Annotated in this window: 19 protein-coding genes and 1 pseudogene; 8 read left to right on the top strand and 12 right to left on the bottom strand. The window is 40.2% G+C overall.

What is annotated here, in order from left to right; all coding sequences use genetic code 11:
• Window positions 1-57 precede the first annotated feature (57 nt).
• From AAEY57_RS13925 to AAEY57_RS13910, 4 genes are all read right to left on the bottom strand, one after another.
• On the bottom strand, window positions 58-654 hold the full coding sequence (locus tag AAEY57_RS13925) for a tRNA pseudouridine synthase (protein ID WP_350608081.1): 597 nt from the start codon (window positions 652-654) through the stop codon (window positions 58-60).
• A 127-nt stretch (window positions 655-781) separates the two neighbouring features.
• The gene (locus AAEY57_RS13920; RefSeq protein ID WP_036955082.1) at window positions 782-2,830 is read right to left on the bottom strand and encodes a S9 family peptidase; all 2,049 of its coding nucleotides are present in this window, start codon (window positions 2,828-2,830) and stop codon (window positions 782-784) included.
• A gap of 128 nt (window positions 2,831-2,958) precedes the next feature.
• Window positions 2,959-4,185, bottom strand: coding sequence for a threonine/serine exporter family protein (locus AAEY57_RS13915; RefSeq protein ID WP_016900607.1), 1,227 nt, complete (start codon window positions 4,183-4,185; stop codon window positions 2,959-2,961).
• A 123-nt stretch (window positions 4,186-4,308) separates the two neighbouring features.
• Window positions 4,309-5,532, bottom strand: a complete 1,224-nt coding sequence (locus AAEY57_RS13910) for a glycosyltransferase (protein ID WP_016900608.1) — start codon at window positions 5,530-5,532, stop codon at window positions 4,309-4,311.
• A gap of 508 nt (window positions 5,533-6,040) precedes the next feature.
• On the opposite strand from AAEY57_RS13910, the gene AAEY57_RS13905 reads away from it, so the two are divergent.
• Together AAEY57_RS13905 and AAEY57_RS13900 are read left to right on the top strand one after the other, a co-directional pair.
• Entirely contained in the window at window positions 6,041-8,491 is a 2,451-nt protein-coding gene (locus AAEY57_RS13905) for a S9 family peptidase (protein ID WP_138765092.1), read from the top strand.
• Window positions 8,492-8,733: 242 nt separating this feature from the next.
• Window positions 8,734-9,350, top strand: a pseudogene (locus tag AAEY57_RS13900) (LysE family translocator).
• Window positions 9,351-9,412: 62 nt separating this feature from the next.
• Here AAEY57_RS13900 and AAEY57_RS13895 read toward each other — a convergent pair.
• The 6 genes from AAEY57_RS13895 to AAEY57_RS13870 form a co-directional block, all read right to left on the bottom strand.
• Window positions 9,413-9,973, bottom strand: coding sequence for an LPP20 family lipoprotein (locus AAEY57_RS13895; RefSeq protein ID WP_013463046.1), 561 nt, complete (start codon window positions 9,971-9,973; stop codon window positions 9,413-9,415).
• A complete protein-coding gene (locus tag AAEY57_RS13890; RefSeq protein ID WP_013463047.1) occupies window positions 9,963-11,261 on the bottom strand; it encodes a transglycosylase SLT domain-containing protein in 1,299 nt (432 codons plus the stop codon). The genes AAEY57_RS13895 and AAEY57_RS13890 overlap by 11 nt, the downstream gene beginning before the upstream one ends.
• 9 nt (window positions 11,262-11,270) lie before the next feature.
• A complete protein-coding gene (locus tag AAEY57_RS13885) occupies window positions 11,271-12,056 on the bottom strand; it encodes an ETEC_3214 domain-containing protein (protein WP_013463048.1) in 786 nt (261 codons plus the stop codon).
• A gap of 67 nt (window positions 12,057-12,123) precedes the next feature.
• The gene (locus AAEY57_RS13880) at window positions 12,124-12,960 is read right to left on the bottom strand and encodes a TonB-dependent receptor (protein ID WP_138765091.1); all 837 of its coding nucleotides are present in this window, start codon (window positions 12,958-12,960) and stop codon (window positions 12,124-12,126) included.
• A gap of 54 nt (window positions 12,961-13,014) precedes the next feature.
• Window positions 13,015-14,082: a hypothetical protein gene (locus AAEY57_RS13875; protein ID WP_013463050.1), complete on the bottom strand. Its 1,068-nt coding sequence runs from the start codon at window positions 14,080-14,082 to the stop codon at window positions 13,015-13,017.
• A gap of 274 nt (window positions 14,083-14,356) precedes the next feature.
• Window positions 14,357-14,947, bottom strand: a complete 591-nt coding sequence (locus tag AAEY57_RS13870) for a MarR family winged helix-turn-helix transcriptional regulator (RefSeq protein WP_249365176.1) — start codon at window positions 14,945-14,947, stop codon at window positions 14,357-14,359.
• Window positions 14,948-15,060: 113 nt separating this feature from the next.
• Here AAEY57_RS13870 and AAEY57_RS13865 point away from each other — a divergent pair, with 113 nt between their 5' ends.
• Window positions 15,061-15,744 (top strand): haloalkane dehalogenase, encoded by a 684-nt coding sequence (locus AAEY57_RS13865; protein ID WP_249365175.1) that lies wholly within the window; start codon window positions 15,061-15,063, stop codon window positions 15,742-15,744.
• A gap of 203 nt (window positions 15,745-15,947) precedes the next feature.
• On the opposite strand, the gene uvrA is transcribed toward AAEY57_RS13865, so the two are convergent.
• A complete protein-coding gene (gene uvrA, locus AAEY57_RS13860; RefSeq protein ID WP_138765090.1) occupies window positions 15,948-18,506 on the bottom strand; it encodes an excinuclease ABC subunit UvrA in 2,559 nt (852 codons plus the stop codon).
• A 340-nt stretch (window positions 18,507-18,846) separates the two neighbouring features.
• Between uvrA and AAEY57_RS13855 the strand changes: the two genes are divergently transcribed.
• A complete protein-coding gene (locus AAEY57_RS13855) occupies window positions 18,847-19,464 on the top strand; it encodes a LysE family translocator (protein ID WP_033103267.1) in 618 nt (205 codons plus the stop codon).
• Window positions 19,465-19,497: 33 nt separating this feature from the next.
• On the opposite strand, the gene AAEY57_RS13850 is transcribed toward AAEY57_RS13855, so the two are convergent.
• Window positions 19,498-20,382 (bottom strand): LysR family transcriptional regulator, encoded by an 885-nt coding sequence (locus tag AAEY57_RS13850; protein WP_138765089.1) that lies wholly within the window; start codon window positions 20,380-20,382, stop codon window positions 19,498-19,500.
• A gap of 121 nt (window positions 20,383-20,503) precedes the next feature.
• On the opposite strand from AAEY57_RS13850, the gene AAEY57_RS13845 reads away from it, so the two are divergent.
• From AAEY57_RS13845 to AAEY57_RS13830, 4 genes are all read left to right on the top strand, one after another.
• Window positions 20,504-22,489 carry a ligand-gated channel protein gene (locus AAEY57_RS13845; protein WP_350608080.1) on the top strand — a complete coding sequence of 662 codons (1,986 nt, stop codon included), beginning with the start codon at window positions 20,504-20,506 and terminating at the stop codon, window positions 22,487-22,489.
• Between the two features lie 268 nt (window positions 22,490-22,757).
• Window positions 22,758-23,612 carry a PA4780 family RIO1-like protein kinase gene (locus AAEY57_RS13840; RefSeq protein WP_350608079.1) on the top strand — a complete coding sequence of 285 codons (855 nt, stop codon included), beginning with the start codon at window positions 22,758-22,760 and terminating at the stop codon, window positions 23,610-23,612.
• A gap of 705 nt (window positions 23,613-24,317) precedes the next feature.
• Complete coding sequence (locus AAEY57_RS13835) at window positions 24,318-24,761, top strand: energy transducer TonB (protein WP_350608078.1); 444 nt, start codon at window positions 24,318-24,320, stop codon at window positions 24,759-24,761.
• A gap of 117 nt (window positions 24,762-24,878) precedes the next feature.
• Window positions 24,879-25,280: a hypothetical protein gene (locus AAEY57_RS13830; protein WP_350608077.1), complete on the top strand. Its 402-nt coding sequence runs from the start codon at window positions 24,879-24,881 to the stop codon at window positions 25,278-25,280.
• Window positions 25,281-25,443: the final 163 nt, after the last annotated feature.

Below are 25,443 nucleotides of genomic sequence, written 5' to 3'. Positions count from 1 at the left end.
AGAAAATAAGCCACACCTTAATTTAACTGACGTAGAGCTCAACGCACTAGTTATCGCTTAAGCAGATCTCAGGTTAAGTTGTTCAAAGTCATCGGCATTGAGTTGCTCTTGGCCAGTTTGGCGTTGCTCTTTTCGCTGTTTGCGGGTCACTTGCATGGCTTGTTGTTTGGCTACAAGTTGCTGTTCATAATTTTTACGTGCTGTAGCTAATTGCTGCTCAATGGCTTGATAATCTTCACTGTTTTCTAATGCCGTAATTTGCGCATTAATGGCGTTAATGATTTGGCTTTGCTGACTAAATACAGCATCGTCTATGTGTTTAAGTGCCACATTAGGTGCAAAATTCAGTTGCTCATCTATGCCCGCTATTTGCCCCGAATAGGCGCTAATAAACCCCAGTTGTTGCGCCTGATTTTGAACGACTAGCACACCAAACATTTTACCCGCATCAATATCATCCGTATCTAAAATAGCCTTATCTAGCTTTTTTAATTGCTGTTGTAATTGCTGTGCAGCGACAACGGCCAAAGGGTGCGGTTTATAATAAAATGGAAATGTAAACTGCTCAGGCAGAGCAAGGGAATCGACGTTTTCATCAAAAACGGTAAAGCAGCTAGCAGGGTTTGACATGGCAGTAAAATTAGCAGTTAACAAAATAATTGCCAAGAGTTTAACATAAGCTGTGCTATGTCACTAAGGATGCGTGCTCGCCAATTTAGACCTATAAAAAAGGCCAACATTTTTATGTTGGCCTTTTAAAATTAAACGCGTTTATAAGTGCTTATTTATTTGCGTCTTTGACTTCTTTTAACTTAGCAGCATGGTCAATTTCAAACGCTGGCATCTCTTTTTTGCCTTCCATTAAATAGTTGTCCATCCAGCGCATTAAACGCAAGCTGTAGTCGTATTGCGCTGCCACTTTACGGTTACCATGACCTTCACCTGGGTAATAAACAAGACGTACATCCTTACCTTGCACTTTCATGTAGCGGTAAAGCTCCATAGATTGTGCAGGGTGAACGCGAGGGTCGTCTTTACCATGCATAATAAGCAGAGGTGTTTCAGATTGGCCTGCCCAGTAAATAGGGCTGCGCTCTAAGTACCACTGCCATTTATCCCATGGGTATGAACGCGCATGAACTAGGTTCATTTCGTTAGAAATATCAGTAGTACCAAATTTAGACAGTTGGTTAGTGACACCCACAAACATAACGCTTGCAGCAAAGTGTTCGGTTAGTTTTGTTGCGCCCCACGCCGATGCATAACCACCGTAAGATCCCCCAGTAATACCAACACGTTTAGTGTCTACTAAACCCATATCAACAAGGTGATTTTTAAAATCAACTAAATCGTCAAACTCTTTACCTGCGTAATCGTTTTGGCCTAATTTTGAGTAATCTACCCCTTTTCCTGTAGAGCCACGGTAGTTAGGATAAAACACCGCATAGCCACGTGCTGCACCCATTTGACCTGGTCGCGAGTAGTTAGTTACCCAGCCGTCTTTATCATGGCTTTCAGGGCCACCGTGTACCGACATAATCAGTGGGTAGCGTGTGCCTTTTTCATAATTTAATGGGTAAACAAGCACACCATCAAGCTCAACGCCGTCGCGTGCTTTAAGGGTAATGGTTTCTTGCTTGGCAAAGCGTTTATCATTTAACCAGCTATTTGAATCGGTTAAACGTGTTGCTTTATTGCTGCGCACAATAAACACTTCGTTAGGGTGTTTTGCGGTATTACCACGAAGTGCGAGTGTTTTATCTGAATCTGAAACACTCAATTGTGAGGCAATAAATTCACCTTCTTTGACTAATTTTTTGTATTTATTAGAGCCCGTTTTAATGCTCGCTACAAAACTTTGCGTGCCTACATTGGCAATAAAGTTAAGTGTATTACGCTTATGCGACCATTCAAAATCAACAACGTGCCCCATAAAGTCAGGTAACCATTCAGTGATTTCAGCGGTTTTAGTGTCAGCAATAAATAAGCGGCCTGTTGCAGGGTCGTGCTTATCTTCTGCACCTAAAATAGCAATGTATTTACCATCATGCGACAGTTCTGCATCACCTAGCTTGCCTTCAGTTTTAAACGATAAGGTTACTTTATTGCTAGCAATATCAAACAAATGCCACATAGATTTTGTGTATTTATCATCAATCAATGCGGTAGGTTGAGTTTTAACCAGTAGCTTTTCACCATTAGCAGCCCAGTTAACATCACTCACGTAATTATCAACGTTGAGTGCGGTGGGGGTAAGTGGTTTATCCGCTTTAGCTAAGTCAACAATAAAAAGCTGCTTGTTATTTAAGCCCATTTCATATACTTCAGCTTTAAAGCCAAGTTTTTTAAGTTCTTTTTCTGACTTGTCTGCTGCAGGCATCGCTAAAATAGCCACCTGTTTGTTGTCTGGGCTTAATTTGTAGCTTGAAATTGATGTGTCTTTTAAAGCAAGAACAGGTTGTGCTTGGCCGCCATCAACAGGTATTTGGTAAAGCGAGGTAAATTTATCGTCTTTTAATTTCGCTAAAAAGTAAATTGTTTTACTGTCGTTTGACCATTCTATGCTTTTAATGTTAACCGAGCCGGTAATAAAAGGACGTTCAACGCCTTTATCATCAACAACATAAAGTTCACTGTAATTACTGCCGTTCTCATCAACATATAATGTACGCGGTAACGATCGTGTAAACGCAACGTTGTCGCCATCTGGGCTAACACTGGTTTGGATCACAGATTTAATTTTTGGAATGTCTTCAACAGTGATGGCCGATTGCGCAAATGCAACTGAGCTTGAAAGCCCAATTGCCAGCGCTAAGCTAGTTTTTAGCATTGTTATTTCCTTTGCTTTATAAGATTTACCTCATTATAACAATGTGTAACCAATATACTAAAAAATGCGATTAATCCTCAAAAGAGGACGTTAAGTGAAGTGATTCTTGTGCAATACCGCGCATACATTTATAGACTCTTTTTAGGAGGAAGCGCCACGTTTGCAAAAATAAGTCCTGCCACCAGTGACATAAATATTAAAAACGTTTGCTGCCCAATATGTTCAGCATAAACAAAGTCTTGACCTTCAATGAGTGAGTTTAAACCTATGTACGTTTTGCTCCCCGGTACCAACACAATTAAGCCTTGCATAGCTACAATGGAAGCAGGGGCATTAGCAACTCGATTAAATAAGTTACTAAATACACCGACAGAAAATGCGCCAACAAAGGTACCCAGCGTGTAATCTAAATACATGGCGGAGCCAATACTGGTGCCGTAGGCTATAAATCCTGAAGCAATAGACCAAGCAGCATGTTTAAACTTAGTTCTAAATATCACAATTAAGCTGCTACATAGTAAAAATATAGCTAACCAAGCTGTCCATTTAGGCAGTGGCTCTGGCTGTACAAAATCAGCTTGGCCAAAAATAGCAAAGCCAATAGCAATACCAATAAATGCACCAAAATAAAGTTTAAACAGCAACATAAACGAGTCCATAATGCGTGCTGTGCCAGATACTAAATGCCGCGCTGCGAGTTCAGCTAAACCAAGTGCCAGTGCTAGGCCTGGAATAAACACAATAATGGCCGACAGAACAATTAAACGAATATTAATATGCGCATCTAAATGAACGCTAATGGCACACGCCAGTACCGCTGAAACAATGGCCACTAAGGGTTCTAACATGTGGGCAACGCGCTTGGAACGTGCCGACCACAGCACAAATAAATAAACAACAAAGGTTAATAAACCAGACCACAGCACGTCATTCCAACTGGTGCCCATAAGCATTGCAAATGCGCCGCCAGAGGTAGCAAAGGCAATACCTGTAATCACTCTATTGTAAGGGTTTGGGGCATCAAAAATGATATCAAGTTGCTGATCAACTTCTTGCAACGTTAATTCACCATTAAGCATTTTATTAACGAGATCATCGGTATCTGCAAGTGAGCCTAAGTCATGATCGCCAGGGTCTACGCGGGCAACATGGGTGTATTCATCTTCGTGGCCATCAGTCCAAATAACAAAGGTAACCGATGTTGGCGACATGACAAACGATGATTTAAGACCGAGGTAAGTCGCCACTTCCATTAAATGGGCTTCTAGGCGATATGCCGGTGTACCGTACTTATGAAGCATTTTGCCCAATTTAACGATAAATTTGCGTTTTTCTGTAAACGTTGCGGTTTTCAAATTTGTTTTGAACCAACTATTAAATAACTAAGCTAAAAATATAGGCAATAATGCTAAAATTGCCCAAGTTTATTTGCGGCGATTTTAAACACAAATCGCCGTCTGTCTAGTCATTTCTCACCGTTATTTTTTATTTTTTTCTGCTATCCATTGCGACATGTATTGTGTGCTGCGCATGGTGTGATGTTTTAGCATTTGACCGGTGAAATTTTTCATTCTATGCGCCGATAAATTTTGGCTTACTAATTGAATTTTTTCGATTAAATTGTGGCTCAACTGCGCTTTATCATAAAGTGTATGAAGTAACTCATTACCAGCTTTTTGTGCAGCTATAAACTCAGCCTGATTGGTATAAATTGAGACAGCAGCGTTTGCAAACTCTTCTGCATTTTGAGTGATAGCCCCAGGCCATGGTAAATGGTTATGCATACCTTCGCTACCTATTGGGGTAGTGACGCTTGGGGTTTGCATGATCATGGCCTCTAAAAGTTTGCCTTTTATGCCAGCACCAAAACGAAGCGGGGCTAAACAAATGCGCGCGCTTTGCATTACTTCATAAGCATCATCTGCCCAGCCTTTAATTAAAAAACCGGTTTTAGGGTTATTGAGTGCGGTGGCTTTAGGTGGTGGGTATGAGCCATAAATGTGCAGCTCTGCCTGCGGTAGTTGTTTGCGGATGAGCGGCCAAATTTTTTGTAAATACAGTACTGCATCCCAGTTAGGGGCATGCCTAAAATTACCAATAGTCATAAAGTGTTGGCGCTGATCATACGATTTAGTTTGCTCAGGTAAGTCGCTTAAATCAACCATAAATGGTAAATGATGTAACACACTAGGCTCAACTTTAAACACTTCATTGAGTAGTTCCATCTCATAGCTTGAGATAATTAAGCTTAAGTCACAGCGTAAAATAGCGGCTATTTCACGTTTAGCTATGTCTGATAGTAAATCGCTATGGTTGAATTCACGCTCACCTTTATGGGCTTCATGGCGGGCATTGCGCAGGCATTGTAAATCTTCGGTGTCTAAAATTTTAAGTGCATTTGGGCAATGCTTATCTACGCGCCAGCCAAATTGTTCTTCCATCATAAAACGGTCGAACATAACAATATCTGGGTTGTAGGCTTTAACGTAATCATCAAAACTATCGCAGTTAAGTGCGATGCTTTGACTGGTGATGCCGTAATCGTTCAGATTTACCATGTGCTCTGTAGGTTGTGCAGGCGTAGCAAATTCAACATCCCAGTTTTGCGATTTAAACGCATTAAGTAACGACATCATGTGCGTACCCGCAGCAGACGAATTGGGCTCTGGCCATACATAGCCAATTACCAGCACTTTTTTCATTGGCTAGATCTCTTATTATTAGGGTCTGTTGACCTTTCAAGGTTAAATTTGCAGCATTCTGTTTGGTATTTAGGCAAGGCAGAGCCTATGTGGTGTGGTTGTTCCCCACAAATAGGCGATAACGCAGCATCAATACCAAACAGGCGCTGCCCGAAGGGTTCTGCCTAGGGGCGATTTACTCTTTGTTGCTCGGTTTTTACTTAGCCCACTAGGTTACAAACTTCGCGCCGCGATTAAACCGCCCCTAGTTTGAACAAATTATAATCCGCAAAGGTCAATAGACCCTAGTTTATTTGCGTGCTTTTTCAGCAGTGTAAATACGCTGCGTTTTATTAAGCCAAAGTACATAACGACAACACAGTAACGATAAGTAAATAGTCGCGTAGTTTAACTTATTCGCCTTACTTAAGCATCATTTAGCTGATTTTATCCTTGCTTAACACTTTATGAACAAGGTAAAACGTGTTTATATAGCGGGTAATATTTAACAATAAAAAAGGATGAAAACATGAATGCTTTTAGGCTATTTATTGCCTTGGTAGGCTGCATTGTTTTATTGCCTGCAAGTTATGCAGAGCAAGGATATCAAACCCCTTCACCGGCGCTTGCTGCACTCGTAGATGCTAAGTTAGCACCAACTAGCTCTTTATCGAATGATGGTCAGTGGCTTGCTCTGTTTGAACGCAAGCGTGTTGTGTCGCTTGATGAGCTGGCCAAAGAAGAATTTAAGCTTGCGGGAATTAAGCTTAATCCTGCTAACTTTTCACGCTCACGGGTAAGTGCAAAGTACAGCGCGTTAGAGCTTAAGCATGTTCAAAGTGGAACAGTAATAAACGTTAATAATTTGCCTCAGGGGATTATTCGCTCGCCGCGTTGGTCAGCAAATAGCGAACATTTAGCGTTTATTGTTGAACAACCGGATAACGCACGGCTATGGGTTTATAGCGTTAAAACCAAACAAGCTAAGCAGTTAAGTGAGCTTGCACTTAATTCTGTACTAACTGCTACACCTTATCAGTGGTTACCCGATAGCACGGCGATTGTGGCTAATTTAGCGGTAAACTTAGACAAACCAAGATTAACCAATGATACTCAAAGTACAGTGCCGGTTATTCAACAAAGCACTGGCGAAAAAGCCCCAGCAAGGACTTATCAAAACTTATTGACCAGCCCGTTTGATGAAGCACAATTTAAATTTTATGGTCAAGGTCAATTAGCGTATATCACGCTTGATGGTAAAGCACAGCCGATTGGCCGTGCCGGTTTATTTAAATCGTTTTCAATTTCGCCTGATTCAACCAATATTTTAGTCGCGACCATCGACGAGCCATTTTCGTATCAAGTCCCTTACAGTCGTTTTGCAACTACATGGCAAATATGGGGAATGCGTGGCTATGCATTAGTAGAGCTGGCAAAGCAACCCCTTGCCGACAACATTCCACAAGGCTACGACAGTGTACGCACCGGTCGTCGTGATTTTGAGTGGCGAGCCGATCAAGGTGCTGAAGTCATATGGGCCGAGGCGCAAGATGGCGGTGATATGAAAACTGAGGTTGAATATCATGACTACCTTTACAGTTTACGAGCGCCATTTAAACGCGACCCTAAATTATTTGCCAAAGTAGAGCGTCGTTTTGCTGGCATACAATGGGGTAATGATAATATTGCCATGCTAAGTGATTGGCGTTTTAGTGATCGACAAGTGCGCACTTATGTAATTCAACCACGTAATGCCGATAGTAACCGCGTGTTATTTTCAGAGCGCAGTTATAACGATGCCTATAAAGATCCAGGGAGTGCAATTTACGAGCGTAACGATTTAGGTGTTAGCGTAATAAAAGTTGTTGGCGGACGTTACATCTACTTACGTGGCGATGGCGCGTCTGAGCAAGGAAACATTCCTTTTTTAGATCAGTACGATGTTAAAACGAATAGCACCAAACGTTTATGGCAATCAGCAGCGCCTTATTACGAGCGTGTCCGTGCATTGTTAGATGATGAAGGCACAAAATTCATTACTATTCGTGAGTCTAAAACGCAGCAGCCAAACTTTTTCATTCGCGATTTAGATAAAGGCTCGCTAACACAGCTTACTCAGTTTGAGCACCCTTACCCTGCATTTAAAGGCGTAACCAAAGAGCAGTTACGTTATACCCGCGATGACGGTGTTGAGCTTTCAGGTACGCTTTATTTACCACCAGGATATGACAAAACACAAGGGCCATTACCGGTATTGATGTGGGCATATCCACTTGAATATAAAGATAAAGCAGTTGCATCACAAGTGCGTGAATCTGAATACGAATTTACCTACATAGGTTATTGGGGCCCTATGCCTTACCTTGCGAAAGGGATTGCGGTGTTTGACGATCCTAAAATGCCGATTGTAGGCGTTGATGGCAGTGAGCCAAATGATCACTTTAGAAAACAGCTGGTTTCTAGCGCTAAAGCAGCGGTTGATGTACTGGTTGAAAAGGGCATTGCCGATAAAGATAACATTGCTATTGCAGGGCACTCTTACGGTGCGTTTATGGTGGCTAATTTATTAGCACATAGCGATTTATTTAAGGCAGGTATTGCCCGCAGTGGTGCGTATAACCGCACATTGACGCCGTTTGGTTTTCAGGGTGAAGAACGTGATTTTTGGCAAGCACAAAGTGTGTACGCAAACATGTCGCCGTTTTTCCATGCTGAAAAAATTAACGAACCTATGTTAATGATCCACGGTCAAGAGGACCCTAATTCAGGCACTTTTCCAATGCAAAGTGAGCGTATGTATGCTGCACTTAAAGGCTTGGGTAAAGAAGCGCGTTTAGTGATGCTTCCTTACGAAGCTCACGGTTACCGTGCCCGTAAAAGCTTATTACATGTACTGTGGGAGCAAGAGCAGTGGCTTGATAAGTATTTGTTAAGTGATAACGTTGAACCAGTTGATATGGAAGAACAACTCATTCAATAGTGTATTATGCCGTGAGATTAAGAATATCCCCTCTCAATCTCACGGCACTTTGCGCCGAGTTATAGGCTTCGAGCTTCGAGTTTCGGGCTTAGAACCTCAGGCTAAGCTCGGTGCTCTTAACCCGATCCTCGAAGCCGTTATTTCTACCTTACTGATAGTTGTTTTATCTTTCACCTTTGGCTTTTTTCCTTTACCCTTTCATTCATAATTAACACTATTTTTTAATCTATTGCGAGCTTTAAATGATTGATGTAGCTGCACTTGCGGTATTTATTCCTACCTTCTTTTTTGTATCAATTACACCCGGTATGTGTATGACACTGGCCATGACCTTAGGCATGAGTATTGGCGTTCGCCGAACATTATGGATGATGGTAGGTGAACTACTCGGTGTAGCAACAGTCGCAGTAGCCGCGGTATTAGGTGTAGCGAGCATAATGCTTAATTACCCCGATACCTTTGCTATTTTAAAGTGGGTGGGCGGCGCATATTTAATTTATATTGGCATTAATATGTGGCGTGCTAAAGGTAAAATGGCGGTTGATACGCAAAGCACCACCGCAGTGAGTCGTTATTCACTTTTTTCGCAAGGATTTGTTACAGCCATTGCCAACCCTAAGGGCTGGGCGTTTATGATTTCCTTATTACCTCCGTTTATTAACGTAAAACATAGTGTTGCCCACAGTTAGCGGTGCTGGTGGCCATTATTTTACTCTCAGAGTTTATCTGTATGATGATTTACGCAACAGGCGGAAAAAGCCTGCGGTTATTTTTAAGTAGAGGCAACAACATTAAGTGGATGAATCGTATTGCCGGGAGTTTAATGGTGCTAGTGGGGGTTTGGTTAATACTAGGGTAATTTATTGTAGTTATTTAATTAATATAACAACCCTAACTTATATTAGGGCTGTTATGAAACGCTTATTTATCTAGCGCTTTAAGCTCATCAGTTGTTGTTTTTAATTTGAATTCACGATAAAGCATATCTTCATCATTAGGGCTTAAATTCTTTCCTGACGTTTCGATTAATTTATCAAATAAAGGCTTAGTATTTTCCATAGTTACAAGCGCACATAACTGTTTCTTTCCATCTAAGCGAGCAAAACCAATTTCTTTAGCAATAGCCCCTACTAAGCTTTGCTCAGCTACCTGTTTACTTATTTGCGTAAATGATGAATTAGTCGTCGTTGAGTCTTGCTGTTGGGTTTGTTTGTTTATTAGTGTATCCATTACTTGCGCTTTAGCACTAATTTGAGTTGCTAGATCGGCACGTGCATTGGCAATAGCTTGTGCTCTACTTGCAGCCATATTTCCCGTCCATACTACACAGCTAGATGAAGCCAAACCGCCCTCGGGTGCTGTAGGTTGTAAAACCCAGCTTGGAACAGAATCGTTTTCAGCAAGAGGTTGAGACTTTTGTGGTGTTGTACCACATGCTGTAATAACTCCAGCAACTGCCAATATTAAAAGTTTATTTCGCATGATTTACTTCCTTATTGTTAAGGTTCCATTGTTCTAAGTTTTTTTGATATTGAATATCTAATTTACTTACCTTTTGTAAGTACTTTTTTGTTTCGTCGTACGGTAAATTATTTATAAGTTGTGCGTATACACCTTCGCTATCTAATTGGTTTATTAAGGCTACCGCTTTATTTATATTCGTACTTCTATTTAAGTTAAATGCTTTAGCTACGTTACCAGCGCCAGTATTATAAGCTGCAATGGCACAATATCTTCGGCTTATGGGATTATTAATTTTGCGCAAATATCGAGTCGTTAAAATGTCTAAGTACCCAGCACCGTAAGTTATATTAGTTTTTGGGTCGAATAATTCTTTAGCTGTAGGAGCTATATCCTTTTTAAATTGTTTGCGAGCAACATCTAAGCCTGCTGAGTTTGGCACTATTTGCATTAATCCAAATGCTGGAATATGCGATTTTGCATTAGGATCAAATGACGACTCAGCATGTGAAATAGCTAATAGTAAAGATAATTGGTCTTTAGAAAACTGGCTATAATAAGTAACAAAAGGCGCTACTTTTTTTTGTAAATAAGTATCGGGTAGAGCGAAAGTATGCGACTTAATGCGTTTGTAGGTAAGGTTTTGCTCTTTTGTTTTTTTTAGCGCATTATTTAAATTACTAATACGTTGTTCTTTTTCTTTGGTAAGCTGCTCTTTTTGGATATCAATTTGTGCTTTAGGTAATTGCTCGTTTTTATCTAAACTACTCAATGATTGCTCGTGTTGAGAAGTAATTTCATTAATTAATGCGACTTCGCTTTCATGTTTGTCTGGCTGTGCTTTTATATCAACTTTTGCTGTTTTTACTGCTTTATCGAGTAAGCTAAGGTCTTTAAAAATATCAGTTAAAACCGGCGATAATTTAACATTATTTAACAATTGATTTGTTGTTAATGCTTCTTCTTGAGAAGTCGCTTTTAGTCCTGTTTCATTTGAGTCTTCAAGTGTTTGTACAGTCACGGTCGAATTTTGTTCATCAATAATAATACGTGTTTTTTTATCCGCACTATATTCAACACGTTCTAATAATGAGCTTTGTACAGGTCTTGACCAGTTTTGCAATAATCTATCTCTAAATTTATCGTATTCCTCGAGATATGCTTGTCTGAATGCTTGATATTCCAACTGATGATCGTTTTTAAAAGTGGTTTGTTTTGCAAGTTGCTGTTTTTTAAATTCTTCGAACGTCGGCGTGGTAGCCCCGCTGTAAGCACTAAATAAAGCAAAAAATAATAAAGTGTGACGCATTTTTTATCCTTAAAAATAAGCGTTAAATTCATACTTGGTCAGTAATGAATCAGAGATGTATTCACTAGATAGCTCAGATACTGCATAAAATGTAGCCGCAGTGTTAGCAAGTATCTCGGTTGTTTTAGCTAAGGCTTTTTCGTCATCTTGAGTAAGCATTAACTCATCAAGTTTAAATAAAGCTTTTTGCGTTTCATCAAGTAATGGTGCGTAGTTACTAAAGCCAACGCTAAGGTTCAAAAACATACCTTGAGCATTTAACTGTTTTGACTGCATATAATATTTAATATTATGAGAATCAAAATAAAATTCGTTACTTGATTTTATAACATCGCTTAGACTATTAACTCTGAGCATTTTTTTATTAAAAGGTATTAAGGGTGTAAATTCCGGTACCATAGCTTTATCGTATTTTAAGCTATGTACGGCGATGCCGACTATACGAGTATTTTTATTAATAAGTGTGAGTAAATATTTCGTATTTTTGTAATACCTATATTCGTAATCAGTATTCAAAGATGATGTTTTAATTACTTGCGGAATACCTATTTTTTTTTCAGCGTAAGGTAAGTAGTTGCCAATATCTAGCGCAGTAATCTTTTTTTCTTCGATTTGGTTCGTAAAGTGAGTAATGAATCCGTTGTACCCTTCAATTATGAGTGCTTTACTATCGGCCCAATTTCCAAGACCCATTAAAGTAACCATAAGTAAAATAAAGTAACCTTTCAATTTAGCTAACAAAGATTTATTTTCTTCAGTGTTAGCCTCAGGCTCTAAGTTATTTCCTACAGACATTTTCATCCTTAAAATATAGTTTATCAGTGTTAAATATAACTGTTTAAAACATGGCTTAATATAATCGCTAATAAGAATCGATAGCAGTATTTTTTAACTTTACAATGCTATTTATTAAATTAGTTGTGCTGTCTTGATTGGCTAAATGAATTAACTCGGTTTTTGAGCGTTTAGAGTAGCTCAAACCTTTTCCTTCAAAACGTTGTTGCCAAATAGACTTTTTGCTTTGTGTATCTATTTGAAGTTTTAACTGTGTAATTACAAGTTTACTTTGTGCTTTTATTATCGAGTTTTTAACTAAATAGGTCACTTCGCAAGCCGAGTTTGTTAATTTATATCCATGCTGTAAAAGTTGCTCAGTGAGTAACTCTGTAAGTTGAGAGCTATTTTCGCCCGTTACTTTTAAGCAACTATTTTTTGCGCCTAGCATTGCTTGTTGTTGTTTTATTTTTTCTTGTTGGCCTTCTTCAAGATCGGCTTTACTAATTGAAATAGCTGCATATACAGTACAGTTAATAGGGTCTACATAACGATCATATACTTTTGCGCTTTTTAATAGCTGATTGGTTTGAGACTCAATCACCGATTTGTAATCAGAATGGCTTACTGTGCTTGATGAGGTGTTTTTAATTATTTCTTTCACTGAAATATCAGTACTTAGTAATTTTGCGAGCTCTTCACGCGCATTTTTAGCTGACCGACGTTCATCAATTGTTTTTAAACCAGAGCATTGTGAAGAGCCTGAGCTAGCTAATTTTTCATCATCAACAATATCTATTCCTACCCACTTAGGCTGGGCATTCTTTGCATAGTATGAGCTGCAACTACAATGTGATGCTGCATTAGTAAGGAAAGGACTTAGCGCTATTGCCGCTAATAGTAGTGAGGATGTTCTAGTAGTCATAGTTTTACCAACAGCAATAAGGCCTAACACAAAATTGGTAGGCCTTAACTTAAATTACAAACGGTTTGAAGTTGTTGCTAGAGTTAGCTTTGCATTATCCGATTCACGCTCGACAAGCCGTGTTTGGCCTTCAATAACAAACTTAAGTTCGTCAACGTCTAATGTTAAGTTGCTCGCTTTTTCATAATATGCTTTTGCTAATTCTAAATCATTCGCTCTTTCTGCGCACACACCATTGTTGTAGTTTATAGCCAGTGATTCTGAATACTGGCTTTGAGCTTTTGCAAAGGTTTTGCAGGCGTGGTCAGGCATGTCTTTTTCTGCAAATTCAACAGCGAGGTCTAATAACTCTTCTGCTTTATCAGTTAAATCTGAATCATCAGATTCCATCAACTTTACATTTTTAGTCACTTGGTGTGGTGCAACATCTTGTTTTAATTCTTCTATTACAGCGGCAAGTGCTCTGCCTCGTAATACAGAGTCAGATGGATGAGGGTCGTCACCTTTACATACTTTACTACTTGATAGGCGTGAATATTGTTTAGTAAAAACAATTTGCCCTGTTTCTACAGATACAGCCTTAGGTTTAAAATTTACTTTCGCAATTTTTTCTGAACACTTAATGGTTATTTCTCTAGACTTCTCACACTTGTACCATTTATCACCTTTTTGTATACATTCACTGTCTTTTTCGTAGTAAGTAGAGGTATCTACATCAGCAGTGTAGTCAGCAGTGATAAGTGTATCTGCGCCTGTAAGTTTACCTAGGCGGGTTCTGTTTTTTGAGTTACTGATATCACTTTCATTAAACCGTTGTTGTTCTATAATTTTACTAAGAGAAGCTTTATCAACAAAGGTAAAGTAAGGTTGGCCATTCACACGAATATTTGAAAGGTTTGTTTCAATTATACCTGTAGCTGCGTTTCTGTTATTTGAAATAACTGCAAGACGCTTCATTTTCTCAGTGCCACTTTCTTTAGCCGCTTTTGTGTATGTAATAGGTAATTCAGCAGTTGTGAAAGAGTTATTTAAACTAGCAATACCTCCATTAATAGTTTCAGTAACTACACAGCCAGAGAGCATTACACTTGATACTAAAGCGATTTTTATTCCCTTTATCATACAATTATTCCTTTATTAAGTTAGTGTTCATTTTCACTTTTTAACACTTGTAACTAGATGGGTCAACCTTATAGCTAAAAACTCTCATTAAAACGGTTCTTTTTTCTTATTTTAAAAAAGGTACAAGGGGGGAATACCTTTACAATTTAAAAAGATGCATGAATTTTATAACTATAATCGAATCCATCTTTACCTAATTTCATGTAAGAAAAACGACTAAAGTGGCTGTTATCATTCTTTAACTTATTGGATAAATTTTTAAGTGGGGTGTACTTTATTTAATAGCATTTTCTACTGGGCAACCACGCTTTCTACATACACCTTCGTTACATAGTTTGCATATTTTACGGGCTTCTATCTGCTCGCTTGTTAGGCTGCTAAGCGCTAGTTCTATCAAACTTAAAAAGCTTTGTTTTTGTTCATCATTAAAGCTATTTAGTATTTTAGAGGTGGCTGTTTCTCGGCTGTTTAGTACTCTTTTAACCCTTTGACTTCCTTTATCAGTTACGTATAAAACAACAGAGCGAGCATCCTTTACCGATTTACGCCTCTCTACAAGCTCTTCTTTTTCAAGCGTATTTATTAATCTAACCGCACCAGAGTGCGTTAAGCCTAAAACCTTGCTCAGTACATCTATGGTTTCATTTGGGTGGTTGTAAATAGTGACGAGTGCCGATTCGTGGCTTAAGCTTCGCCCGCCTAATTCGGCAATCTGCTTTTCAATGTCATTAGAAACAAAGGTGGCAAACGTGCTGATTAAATTTGATATGTATTTTTCATTTTTCATAAATTCAATTGTATGTGATTCGATCACATAAATATAGTGACAAGTTAAGTACGCTCGTTTATTGTGTGATTCAGTCATGTATATCAATTAAATAAAAAATGATTCAGAAACATTACGTTATACAAAAAAGTTTAAAACTATATTAGATAAAAAAAATGGCCTAAATAGATGAAGGCGAAGGCGATCCTATTGTGTTTTTACATGGTAATCCTACATCTAGCTACCTTTGGCGAAATGTTATGCCATATTTACAAGGAAAAGGGCGTTTAATTGCTATCGATATGATTGGATTAGGAGATTCGAAAAAGTTAGATAACACCCATGAAAGCAGCAAATACACATTTGCACTTTTAGAAGCGTTGGGCGTGAACAGTAATGTTACTTTAGTACTGCACGATTGGGGCTCTGGTGTTGGTTTTAACTGGGCTAATACACATCGTGATGCAGTAAAAGCGATTGCCTTAATGGAAGCAATTGTTACCGATTTTCCAACATGGGATGACTTTCTTAAGGACTTACATGGCCCAATTAGCACCTTGCGCTCTGCTGAGGGTGAAAAAATGGTGCTTGATGATAACTTATTTATTGAAACAATATTACCAGCGACTATTTCGCGTCAATTAACGCAAAAAGAACACGACGAATATCGTAGACCCTTTATAAATCCAGGGGAGGATCGCCGTGCAATTTTAGCAGGGCCTCGCCAACTTCCCATTGCCGGAGAGGCTGCCGATACTGTCGCTTTAGTAAAAAGCTATGCGAGTTATTTAGCCAACTCTCATGATATTCCAAAGCTATTTATTAATGCAGAACCAGGTGCTTTTTTTAGTTGGTTACGCAAGAGACTTTGTGCGCACATGGCCAAACCTAGCTGAGGTAACCGTGAGCGGTATCCACTATCTTCAAGAAGATTCGCCGAATGAAATAGGCGAGGCTATTTCTAATTGGTTATCAAAATAAAAACGGCGTGTATAAATTAATCTGAATTGCAGATATTGAATTCATCCCAAGAAGTTATTTTAAGCGTTAACTACTCTATAGGTAACGCTTTTATAAAATTAAAAGCGTTATTCTTTAACTATTTCAGTAAAAATGGTGCTGTTTTACTCGCTTTTACATTTGCCACTTTTTCAGGTTTACCTTGTGCAACTATATACCCGCCCTCGTCGCCTGCTCCTGGGCCAATATCAATAACCCAATCACTGTTGCTGGCTACTTGCATATCGTGCTCGACCATAATAACGGTATTGCCAGCATCAACTAAGCCATTTAACTGCGTCATTAACATGGCCACATCTTTAGGATGTAGACCAGTGGTTGGTTCATCTAAAACATAAAGCGTATCGCCGCGCTGAGCACGTTGTAGTTCAGTGGCCAGTTTTATACGCTGGGCTTCGCCACCTGAAAGCTCAGTAGCGGGTTGCCCTAAACGTAAATAGCCAAGGCCTACCTGTAGCAGTGTATTTAGCGCGCGTTCAATAGCGGGCTCATCGTCAAAAAATGTATGCGCCGACTCAACCGTTAAATTAAGCACATCGGCAATGGTTTTATCTTTATATGTAATCTCGAGTGTTTTCTGGTTGTAGCGCTTAGCATTACACACAGGGCAGGGTGAATAGACACTAGGTAAAAATAACAGCTCTATACTAACAAAGCCTACACCTTCGCAGTTTTCGCAGCGGCCTTTTTTAACATTAAACGAAAAACGACCGGCATCGTACTTACGCGCTTTTGCTTCATTGGTATTAGCAAACAATTTTCGTACATGATCGAATAAGCCTGTGTAAGTTGCAAGGTTTGAACGAGGTGTGCGGCCAATGGCTTTTTGATCAACCGTGATAAGGCGTTTTATATGCTCAATGCCTTGCGTTATTTGTCCTTCGGTTGTTATGTCGAGCTCTTGCTCGAGCAGCTCAGCGTTGTCTGTTGGTATTTGTGGCTGCGATTTTTGCCCAAGTGCATCGTAAACCAGTTCAACAAGCGCTTGGCCTACTAAGCTCGATTTACCTGAGCCAGATACCCCCGTAACACTTGTAATAACCCCAAGTGGAAATTCTACATCGAGTTTTTGTAAGTTATTACGCTCAATATTTTTAAGCGACAGCCATGCTTTTGGTCGGCGTTGTTTGTGTTGTATGTGAGCTAGGTGATTTTCTTCATTTTTAAATAAATACTGGCTAGTATGTGAGCTGCTAATTTGTTTTAAACCCTCAACAGGGCCGCTGTAAACAATATTACCGCCGTGTGTGCCAGCATTTGGCCCTACATCGACCACCCAATCGGCATGGCGAATAACGCTTACGTCGTGTTCAACCACAAAAACCGAGTTACCAGCGGCTATTAGTTCATCTAATGCGGCTAATAAGGCTTGCGTATCTGCAGGGTGTAAACCTGCCGATGGCTCATCTAACACATAAACTACACCAAATAACTTTGAGCGAATTTGCGTTGCAAGCCTTAGGCGTTGTAATTCCCCTGGCGATAACGATGGGGTTGTGCGCTCCAGTGATAAATACCCTAAACCAAGCTTAGTTAACGCTTCAACGCGTTTAAGAATATCGCCTGCTATACGCTTTGCCACTATAGCTTTTTCTGGATTTGCAGCGTTACTTTTAGCAGGCTTGCTAGCGGCAATACTTAATGTTTGCGCAAGTTCGCTAAGTGTTAACTGCGAAATTTCACCAATATCAAAGCCTGCGACTTTAACCGATAACGACTCTTTTTTGAGTTTTTTACCATCACACTGTGGGCACGATGATACTTGCATATACTGCGACACGCGCTTTTTAGTACGCGGGCTTTGAGTGCTTGCAAACGATTGTAAAACAAAGCGTTTAGCACTCGAAAACGTACCCATGTAACTAGGATTTTCTTCATTTTTAATAGCAGCTTGGGTTTGCTTAAGCGTGTACTCGGGAAACACTGGCACTGTGGGGGTTTCGTCGGTAAACAAAATCCAATCTCGGGCTTTTTTAGGCAGGGTATTCCAAGGTTTATCAATATCGTAACCTAAAGAGGTAAGTATACGGCTTAGATTTTTACCTTGCCAAGCCGGTGGCCATGCGGCAATGGCGCGATCCCTAATTGATTTAGTGGGGTCGGGCACCAGTAGCTCTTCGGTTACGTTAAATACGCGACCAATACCATGGCACTCTGGGCATGCCCCTTGTGGCGTATTTGGCGAAAACGCATCGGCATAAAGTATGCCTTGCCCTTTGGGGTATTCGCCTGCGCGTGAGTAGTGCATTCGCAGCGCGTTAGATATAGTGGTTACACTACCCACCGATGAACGTACCGAGGGTGCACCACGCTGCTGCTGCAGTGCGACCGCTGGTGGCAGGCCTTCGATCGAATCTACATCAGGCTCGTCTACCTGATCAATTAATCTGCGTGCATAAGGTGAAACCGAGTCAAGATAACGATGTTGCGATTCGGCAAATAATGTTCCAAAGGCGAGCGATGATTTACCCGAGCCCGATATACCGGTAAACACCACAAGTGAATTACGGGGCAGGTTTACATCCACATCTTTTAAGTTATGAACACGTGCGCCTCTTACTTCAATACTGTGCTCAGGGTTCAATAAAGCCGATTTCGCATTAGTAACCGCGTAAGTACTTTTAGGTGTAGCTGCCATGTAACTTACTCCTTTTTGATAACCTTATATTTATTAAAGTTCAAGGGTGTGAATACTACCGTGGTAAAGCTGAATAAGCGCTTAGTATGTTTTACAAAGCGAATATGCAACCATGTCGCTATTTTTCTATATTGAGAAACTTAATGAATCAACGCTAATGAACCACGGCCAAGAAGTGCCTAATTCTGCAATATGAGCCCCATGCAATATGAATCAATAAATTAAAACCCCGTGTCTCCTGTATCGGGTCAGATCATTTGTCTTTAATCTTTGGCTCTTTTCATTTACCCTTTGGGATTAACCTATCACGATTTTATTTTTAACTTATTGCGAGCTTTAAATGATTGATGTAGCTGCACTTGCGGTATTTATTCCTACCTTCTTTTTTGTATCAATTACACCCGGTATGTGTATGACACTGGCCATGACCTTAGGCATGAGTATTGGCGTGCGACGAACTTTATGGATGATGATAGGTGAACTACTCGGTGTAGCAACAGTTGCGGTAGCCGCGGTGCTTGGTGTAGCCAGTGTTATGCTTAATTACCCCAGTGCATTTGATATTTTAAAATGGCTAGGTGGCGCTTATTTAATCTACATTGGCATTAATATGTGGCGTGCAAAAGGAAAAATGTCGGTTGATACGCATAACACAACAGCCGTGAGCCGATATTCATTATTTTCACAGGGGTTTGTAACCGCCATTGCCAATCCAAAGGGATGGGCGTTTATGATTTCCTTATTACCTCCTTTTATTAACGTGCAATACAGTGTTGCGCCGCAATTAGCGGTGCTGGTGGCCATTATTTTGCTCTCAGAGTTTATCTGTATGATGATTTACGCAACAGGTGGTAAAAGCCTGCGGTTATTTTTAACTAAAGGCAATAACATCAAGTGGATGAACCGTATTGCCGGGAGTTTAATGGTGCTAGTAGGAGTTTGGCTTGCAATTAGTTAACTATAAACAAGCCTTAAACTGAACTTAGGTTATTTAAATAGCTGAAAATGATGCGTTAAGTGCTTTAATTGCAGCTTTTGTCTTTGCTGCTAACGTGTCGCGTGCAGGCGTTAGAGCAAATACATCGTAATGGGGAAGCTGCCAATCAGTGCATATTTCTAAAAGTTCTCCTGTAGCTAAAAAATTACGTACTTCAGGCTCTGGCAAAATAGCATAGCCTAACTCGTCGAGAACAAATTGAATCACAGTTTGCATATTATTAATGGCAATACGCGCTTTTGGTAGTGTTGTGCTTTCACCGCGGGTAAGGTGCGTAAGCGCCGGATTAACAGCTATATGTGCAATGCGGTTATGCGCTTTTAGGTCATCCAGTGTGATTTTTGGTTGCTGTGCTAGTGCATGATTTTTATGAACACACAGTATTAATGGCCAACTAGCGAGCTGGCGTGCAATTAGGTTTGAGTCTTCGAGAGGGCCAATCGCCAGTACTAAATCTATACCTGTCCTGATCATATCAATCGGCTCGTCAGAAAGCGTTAAGTGCACATCTATATCATTAAATTGGCTAATTAAATGCTTTACAGGCTCGCTTAGTAAGCCACCTCCAAAACCGACAGGGGCGGCTAGTTTTAATTGCCCACTCGGGCAATTTTGTAAATGCTGTAATTGTTCTGATGTAGCTGTTGCAACGGCAAGCATTTGTAAACAACTTTGATAATAAAGTTCACCCGCCTCGGTAAGCGTTAATTCTCGAGGGCTGCGATTAAATAAACTCAAACCTACATCTTGCTCTATTTGTTTTATTTGCTGGCTAATTGCAGAGGTTGTCATTAAAAGGTCTGCGGCAGCTTTACTCATACTTCCCGTTTGCACTGTGCGAACAAATATATTCAGGGTTTTAGTTAACTTATCACTCATACCGTTAAGTCTTACTTAAATTAGCTTTAATAAAAATAGCGTTGAGAAGAAGGGAACTTCTCACTATTATCGCAAACGCTAATTATTATCATTTACAAGCTAAATGTCACGGAGAAATATCATGAACACGGTAAGTTGTAAGTTAAGGCCGGTAACTGCATTTATTTTAAGTACTTTTGCAATTGCTAACCCTGCTTTTGCTGATGAAAAAAAACAAGATATGGAAGTAATGGTTGTCACTGCTTCTGGTTACGAACAAATGCTCAAAGAGGCACCTGCAAGTATTAGTGTTATCGACAGAGCGCAGCTAGAAAAACGCTTTTATCGTGACTTAACCGACGCAATGGCTGATATTCCGGGTGTAATAGTGACCGGCGGAGGTGACAGAAAAGATATTAGCTTGCGTGGTATGGCAAGCCAATACACACTTATTCTTATTGATGGGCAACGCCAAAGTTCAAGAGAAACACGACCAAATAGTGATGGCCCGGGCGTAGAAGGTGCTTGGACGCCGCCAATTTCAGCGATTGAACGTATTGAAGTAATACGTGGCCCTATGTCGTCGTTGTATGGCTCTGATGCTATTGGTGGTGTGATCAATATTATTACCCGTAAAGCGCCAGAGCAGTGGTATGGAGAACTGCGTTTAGACAGCACCATTCAAGAGCAAAGCCAGTCAGGTGATATAAACCAAGCCAGCTTTTTCACTTCTGGTGGCATTATTCCAGATCTATTGGGCGTGCAATTATACGGTCAATTTTCAAAGCGAAATGAAGATGATTTTACTGCAGGATTTCGAGGCAAAGAACAAAGTAATGTAAAAGCAAAGTTCACATTAACACCTAATGATAGTCACGAATTAATGTTTGAACTTGGCTCGGCAAAGCAAACATTAGACGAAACCCTCGGCAAAACAGTTGCCGCGCTTGCTCCAGGTGAAAGCTGTGGTCGACGTGGCTGCCCTGAATCAGCAACTACTGAGTATGAGCAACAAACATACTCTATGTCACACAATGGTTTTTATGACTTTGGATCGTCGCGTAGTTACATTAAATACGATAAGTTTGATAATAACTCACGTGAAATGTTTGTCGAAAATACCGACATTCAAACAACTTGGAGTTTACCGCTATTTAGTGATCATAACTCTACGTTTGGTGCGACCTATTTAAAAGAGTCATTGGATGATTATACAAGTAATAAAATTAGCGACTTAACCCATGTAGAAAACGAGCAATGGTCAGTTTTTGGTGAAAACGAGTGGGCAGCAACGGATGACTTTAAGCTTACCGCAGGCCTGCGTTACGATCATGATGGCAATTTTGCCGGTCATTGGAGTCCACGTTTATACGGTGTTTATAGCGCATCTAAAGCGATCACCATCAAAGGCGGCATATCAACGGGTTTCCGTGCGCCAAATATTCGCCAATCTACTGCGCAGTGGGGACAAGTGAGTCGTGGCGGTAATATTTATGGTAACCCTGACTTAAAGCCTGAGCAATCAGTGAACTATGAAATGGGTGTTTACTATGACTCTGGACGCGATTTAAGTATATCGACAACCGTTTTTTATAATGAATTTGATGACAAAATAACCCGTATAGCTTGCCCATTAACGCAGTGTACCGATGGCCCAAATCAGTTTGGCTCCATGCCAACTACGTACATTAATGTGGATGAAGCCATAACCCAAGGTATTGAGCTATCAGTAGATTACGATATTTCAACTGAAATTGATGTGAGTGCCAGTTATACCTACACCGACTCAGAGCAAAAAACCGGTGAATATAAAGGGAGCCCACTTAATCAGCTACCAAAACATAGTTTACAAACGTCTTTAAATTGGCGTCCAACAGATAAGTTAGGCGGATGGTTACGTGTGCAATATCGTGGAGAAGAAAGCCAGCCTACCACAGGGCCTTCACAAAGTAGTTTAATTGCCCCTGATTATACCATTGCCAATTTAGGCGCTAATTATCAGCTAAGTGACAGCGTTAAACTTGGTGCTGGAATTTACAACTTGCTTGATAAAGAGATCACAGAGCAAGAGTACGGTTATGTTGAAGATGGCCGTCGCTATTGGGCGTCTTTGGTGTGGCAGTTCTAAACACTTTTTAATAATGTAAAGTAAACGAGTACGCTAAACCGTGCTCGTTTTTTGGTTTTATCTCGGCTCTTGTTCAATAATGTTTAAAAAGCAAAAAAGGCGGTTGGCTTTTTCTGTGTAGTCGCTTATTCTAGCAGCGTATTTAGTCATTAAATGTAACTTTAAAGTTTACTAATAATTTATAACTTTCTTCAATCCCCAAAGGTATGCCTCGTTTGAACCACATAGCAAAACAAAAAGCCAGCCCTGTATTTTTAGTAGGTGTCGTTTGAAAATACCTAAACGCTTACAGCCATTAGTTGATGATGGTTTTATTGATGAAGTGATCAGCCGTTTGATGAGCGGTAAAGAGGCCGATGTATTTGTAGTCGCCTGTGGCGATGACATTCGCTGCGCTAAAGTATACAAAGAGGCCAGTAAGCGCAGTTTTAAAAAAGCTGCACAGTACCAAGAAGGACGAAAAGTACGTGGTGGCCGCCAAGCCCGTGCTATGGGTAAACGTTCCAGCTATGGCCGTCAATTAGAAGAAGAAATTTGGCAAAATGCCGAGGTTGACGCACTCTCACGTTTATCCTCAGCAGGTGTTCGGGTACCGCAAACTTACGGCTGTATTGACGGTGTATTGCTAATGGAACTTGTAAGCGATGATGAAGGCGATGTTGCACCACAACTTGGCGCGGTTGATTTAACCGAGCAACAAGCCATTGAGCAACATACATTAATGATGCACTACATCAAATTAATGCTGTGCGCAGGGATTATTCACGGTGACTTATCGGAGTTTAATGTACTTGTTGATAGCAACGGCCCAGTAATTATTGATTTACCCCAAGCGGTTAACGCCTCTGCCAATAATAGCGCCGAAGCCATGTTTACCCGTGATGTAAATAACATGCGCCGCTATTATGGCCAATTTGCACCGGCGTTATTACATACGCAATATGCCAAAGAAATGTGGGCACTGTTTGCAGATGCTAACTTAACCCCGCACTCAAAACTCAGTGGCGAATTTGAAGACGATGGCGAAGCTGCAGATGTAGATTCTGTACTTGACGAAATTCAAGCCGCCTTTGATGAAGAGCAAGAGCGTAAAGAACGCATTCGCGACGCCGATGAGCAATAACCTTTAATTTACGTGCTAAGTTTTGTTTATAGTCATTATTATTAGATTAAACTTAGCATGTAGGTATGAGCGATAATCGGGCATTGAGATTGGCAAAAAAAATCGTCGTTAATTAATTAGCTAAATAGCCCTTTGCTCATATATTCATGAAAATGAGCGCTGCGCGCATATTGGTTTATTTAAATTTATCTGAGATTTTAGAAAACTTAGTGATAGTAATACCTTAGGTTATTTGTTAAAACTATATAATGTAGAAAAATGAGCGTAGCGTCGGCAGAAATATGCGCGATGAGCGCACTATTAAATTGTTAGCAGGTGTTCGGCTTTTAACGGCTTTAGTCAGTAGTTTTGTTCGGCCTTGCTCGCGTGTAGTTTTCTTAGCGGCAGCGCCAAAAGGTTAAGTTCGCCAGTTTGCGGGTTTTGCTGCAAACAGTGGTGGCGGTAGCGTTGTTCTTTGTGGCTTCGCTTAAATAGTTTTACTGGTTCCGGTTGGCTCGCTGTGTCGCAGTTGGCTGGTTAAGTTTTTAAATTTGCACAGTGGTGCATTTGTTCAGCTTCGCCAGTGCGGCAGTGCCGCGCGGGTTTTAATTTAAGCTGCTAACAAGGCGCATCACTCGCGGCCTGCGGCCGCTGGGATGCCAACCGCTACGCGGTCGTCACCCGTGTGCTTTGCGTTATGTGAATAATTCAAACAATGGAGTGTATATGAAAACTTTAACATTAATCCCACTTGTTCTTGCCATCGCCTCGGCAAGTGCTTTAGCTAAAAACAAGACTTTTTATGCTGACGTACAGGTTACAGACGTAGCTCCTACTAGTGGCTTTATTTGGGAACGTGCAAACCAAAACACACCCAAATATCCAATAGAGCTTGCTCGTTCTGGAATAATGGGTTGTGCTGTTTTGTCTTTCGATATTTCAGATTCAGGAAAAACTGAAAATGTTGAGGTCATCAACTCTTTGCCTAAAAAGCATCTTGGTAAATATTCTCGAAAAATGTTAAAAAAATGGAAGTGGGTTCCTGCTTCAACTATCGCAGAATCTGCACCAGAAAAAAGAACATTGAGGTTAGATTTTTGTATGGGGGGCGAATCAACTGAACAAGCTCAAAAAGCTTGTAAACAACAAACAAAATTAGCATGTAGCTAATTCACATAACAAGGCGCTTAAACAGAAAAATTACAGTTGGCTCGCGCTCGTGCCTCGCACATTTTAGCCAACTGCATTTTTCCGCTTAGCTTTGCGTTAGGCAGATAAGGATGTGTCGTGATTATCGTTAATAAAAAAAGTGAGAACTTAGCTTTTCTTGTTGTGCTTGGTGTATTACTTATTTTGCTTGTTCATTATTTTCGAGATAACTATCAAACAGGTTCTAATATAAGCTTATTATTGGGCGTAGCTCCTAACTTTATAACAGCCTTTTGCTTCCCTGCAGTGTTTATTGGTTACAAAAGTAAAATTGAAAAATATAGTGGTAAGTTAAACCCTTTTAAATGGTTTACCTTTTGTACTCTATTCTGTCTAACTATCGTAATATGCTGGGAGTTTAGGCAAGCAGAGCTAGATAATTTTGTCTTCGATAAAAATGATATTGTAGCAAGCATTTATGGGGCTATATCATTTTTATTTTGTTGGCCTTTATTACGTGGCTTTGTAAAATCTGCCTAACAAGGGTTTTCAAGTCGGACAAATTACAGTTGGCTTTTTGTTCGTGCCTCACTTATTTTAACCAACTGTAATTTGCCGCTTAAAACGGCGTTGGTATGACTCCCACTGTCAAGTTAAACGCACTGATCCTTGCTTAACTTTTTAAGCCATAATTACTTCAGCT

It is taken from the genome of Pseudoalteromonas sp. MER144-MNA-CIBAN-0113 (assembly GCF_040308965.1).
GTDB classification, from domain to species: Bacteria; Pseudomonadota; Gammaproteobacteria; order Enterobacterales; family Alteromonadaceae; genus Pseudoalteromonas; species Pseudoalteromonas tetraodonis.
The sequence above is the reverse complement of the archived record's forward strand: the minus strand, read 5'-3'. Positions and strand labels throughout refer to the sequence as shown.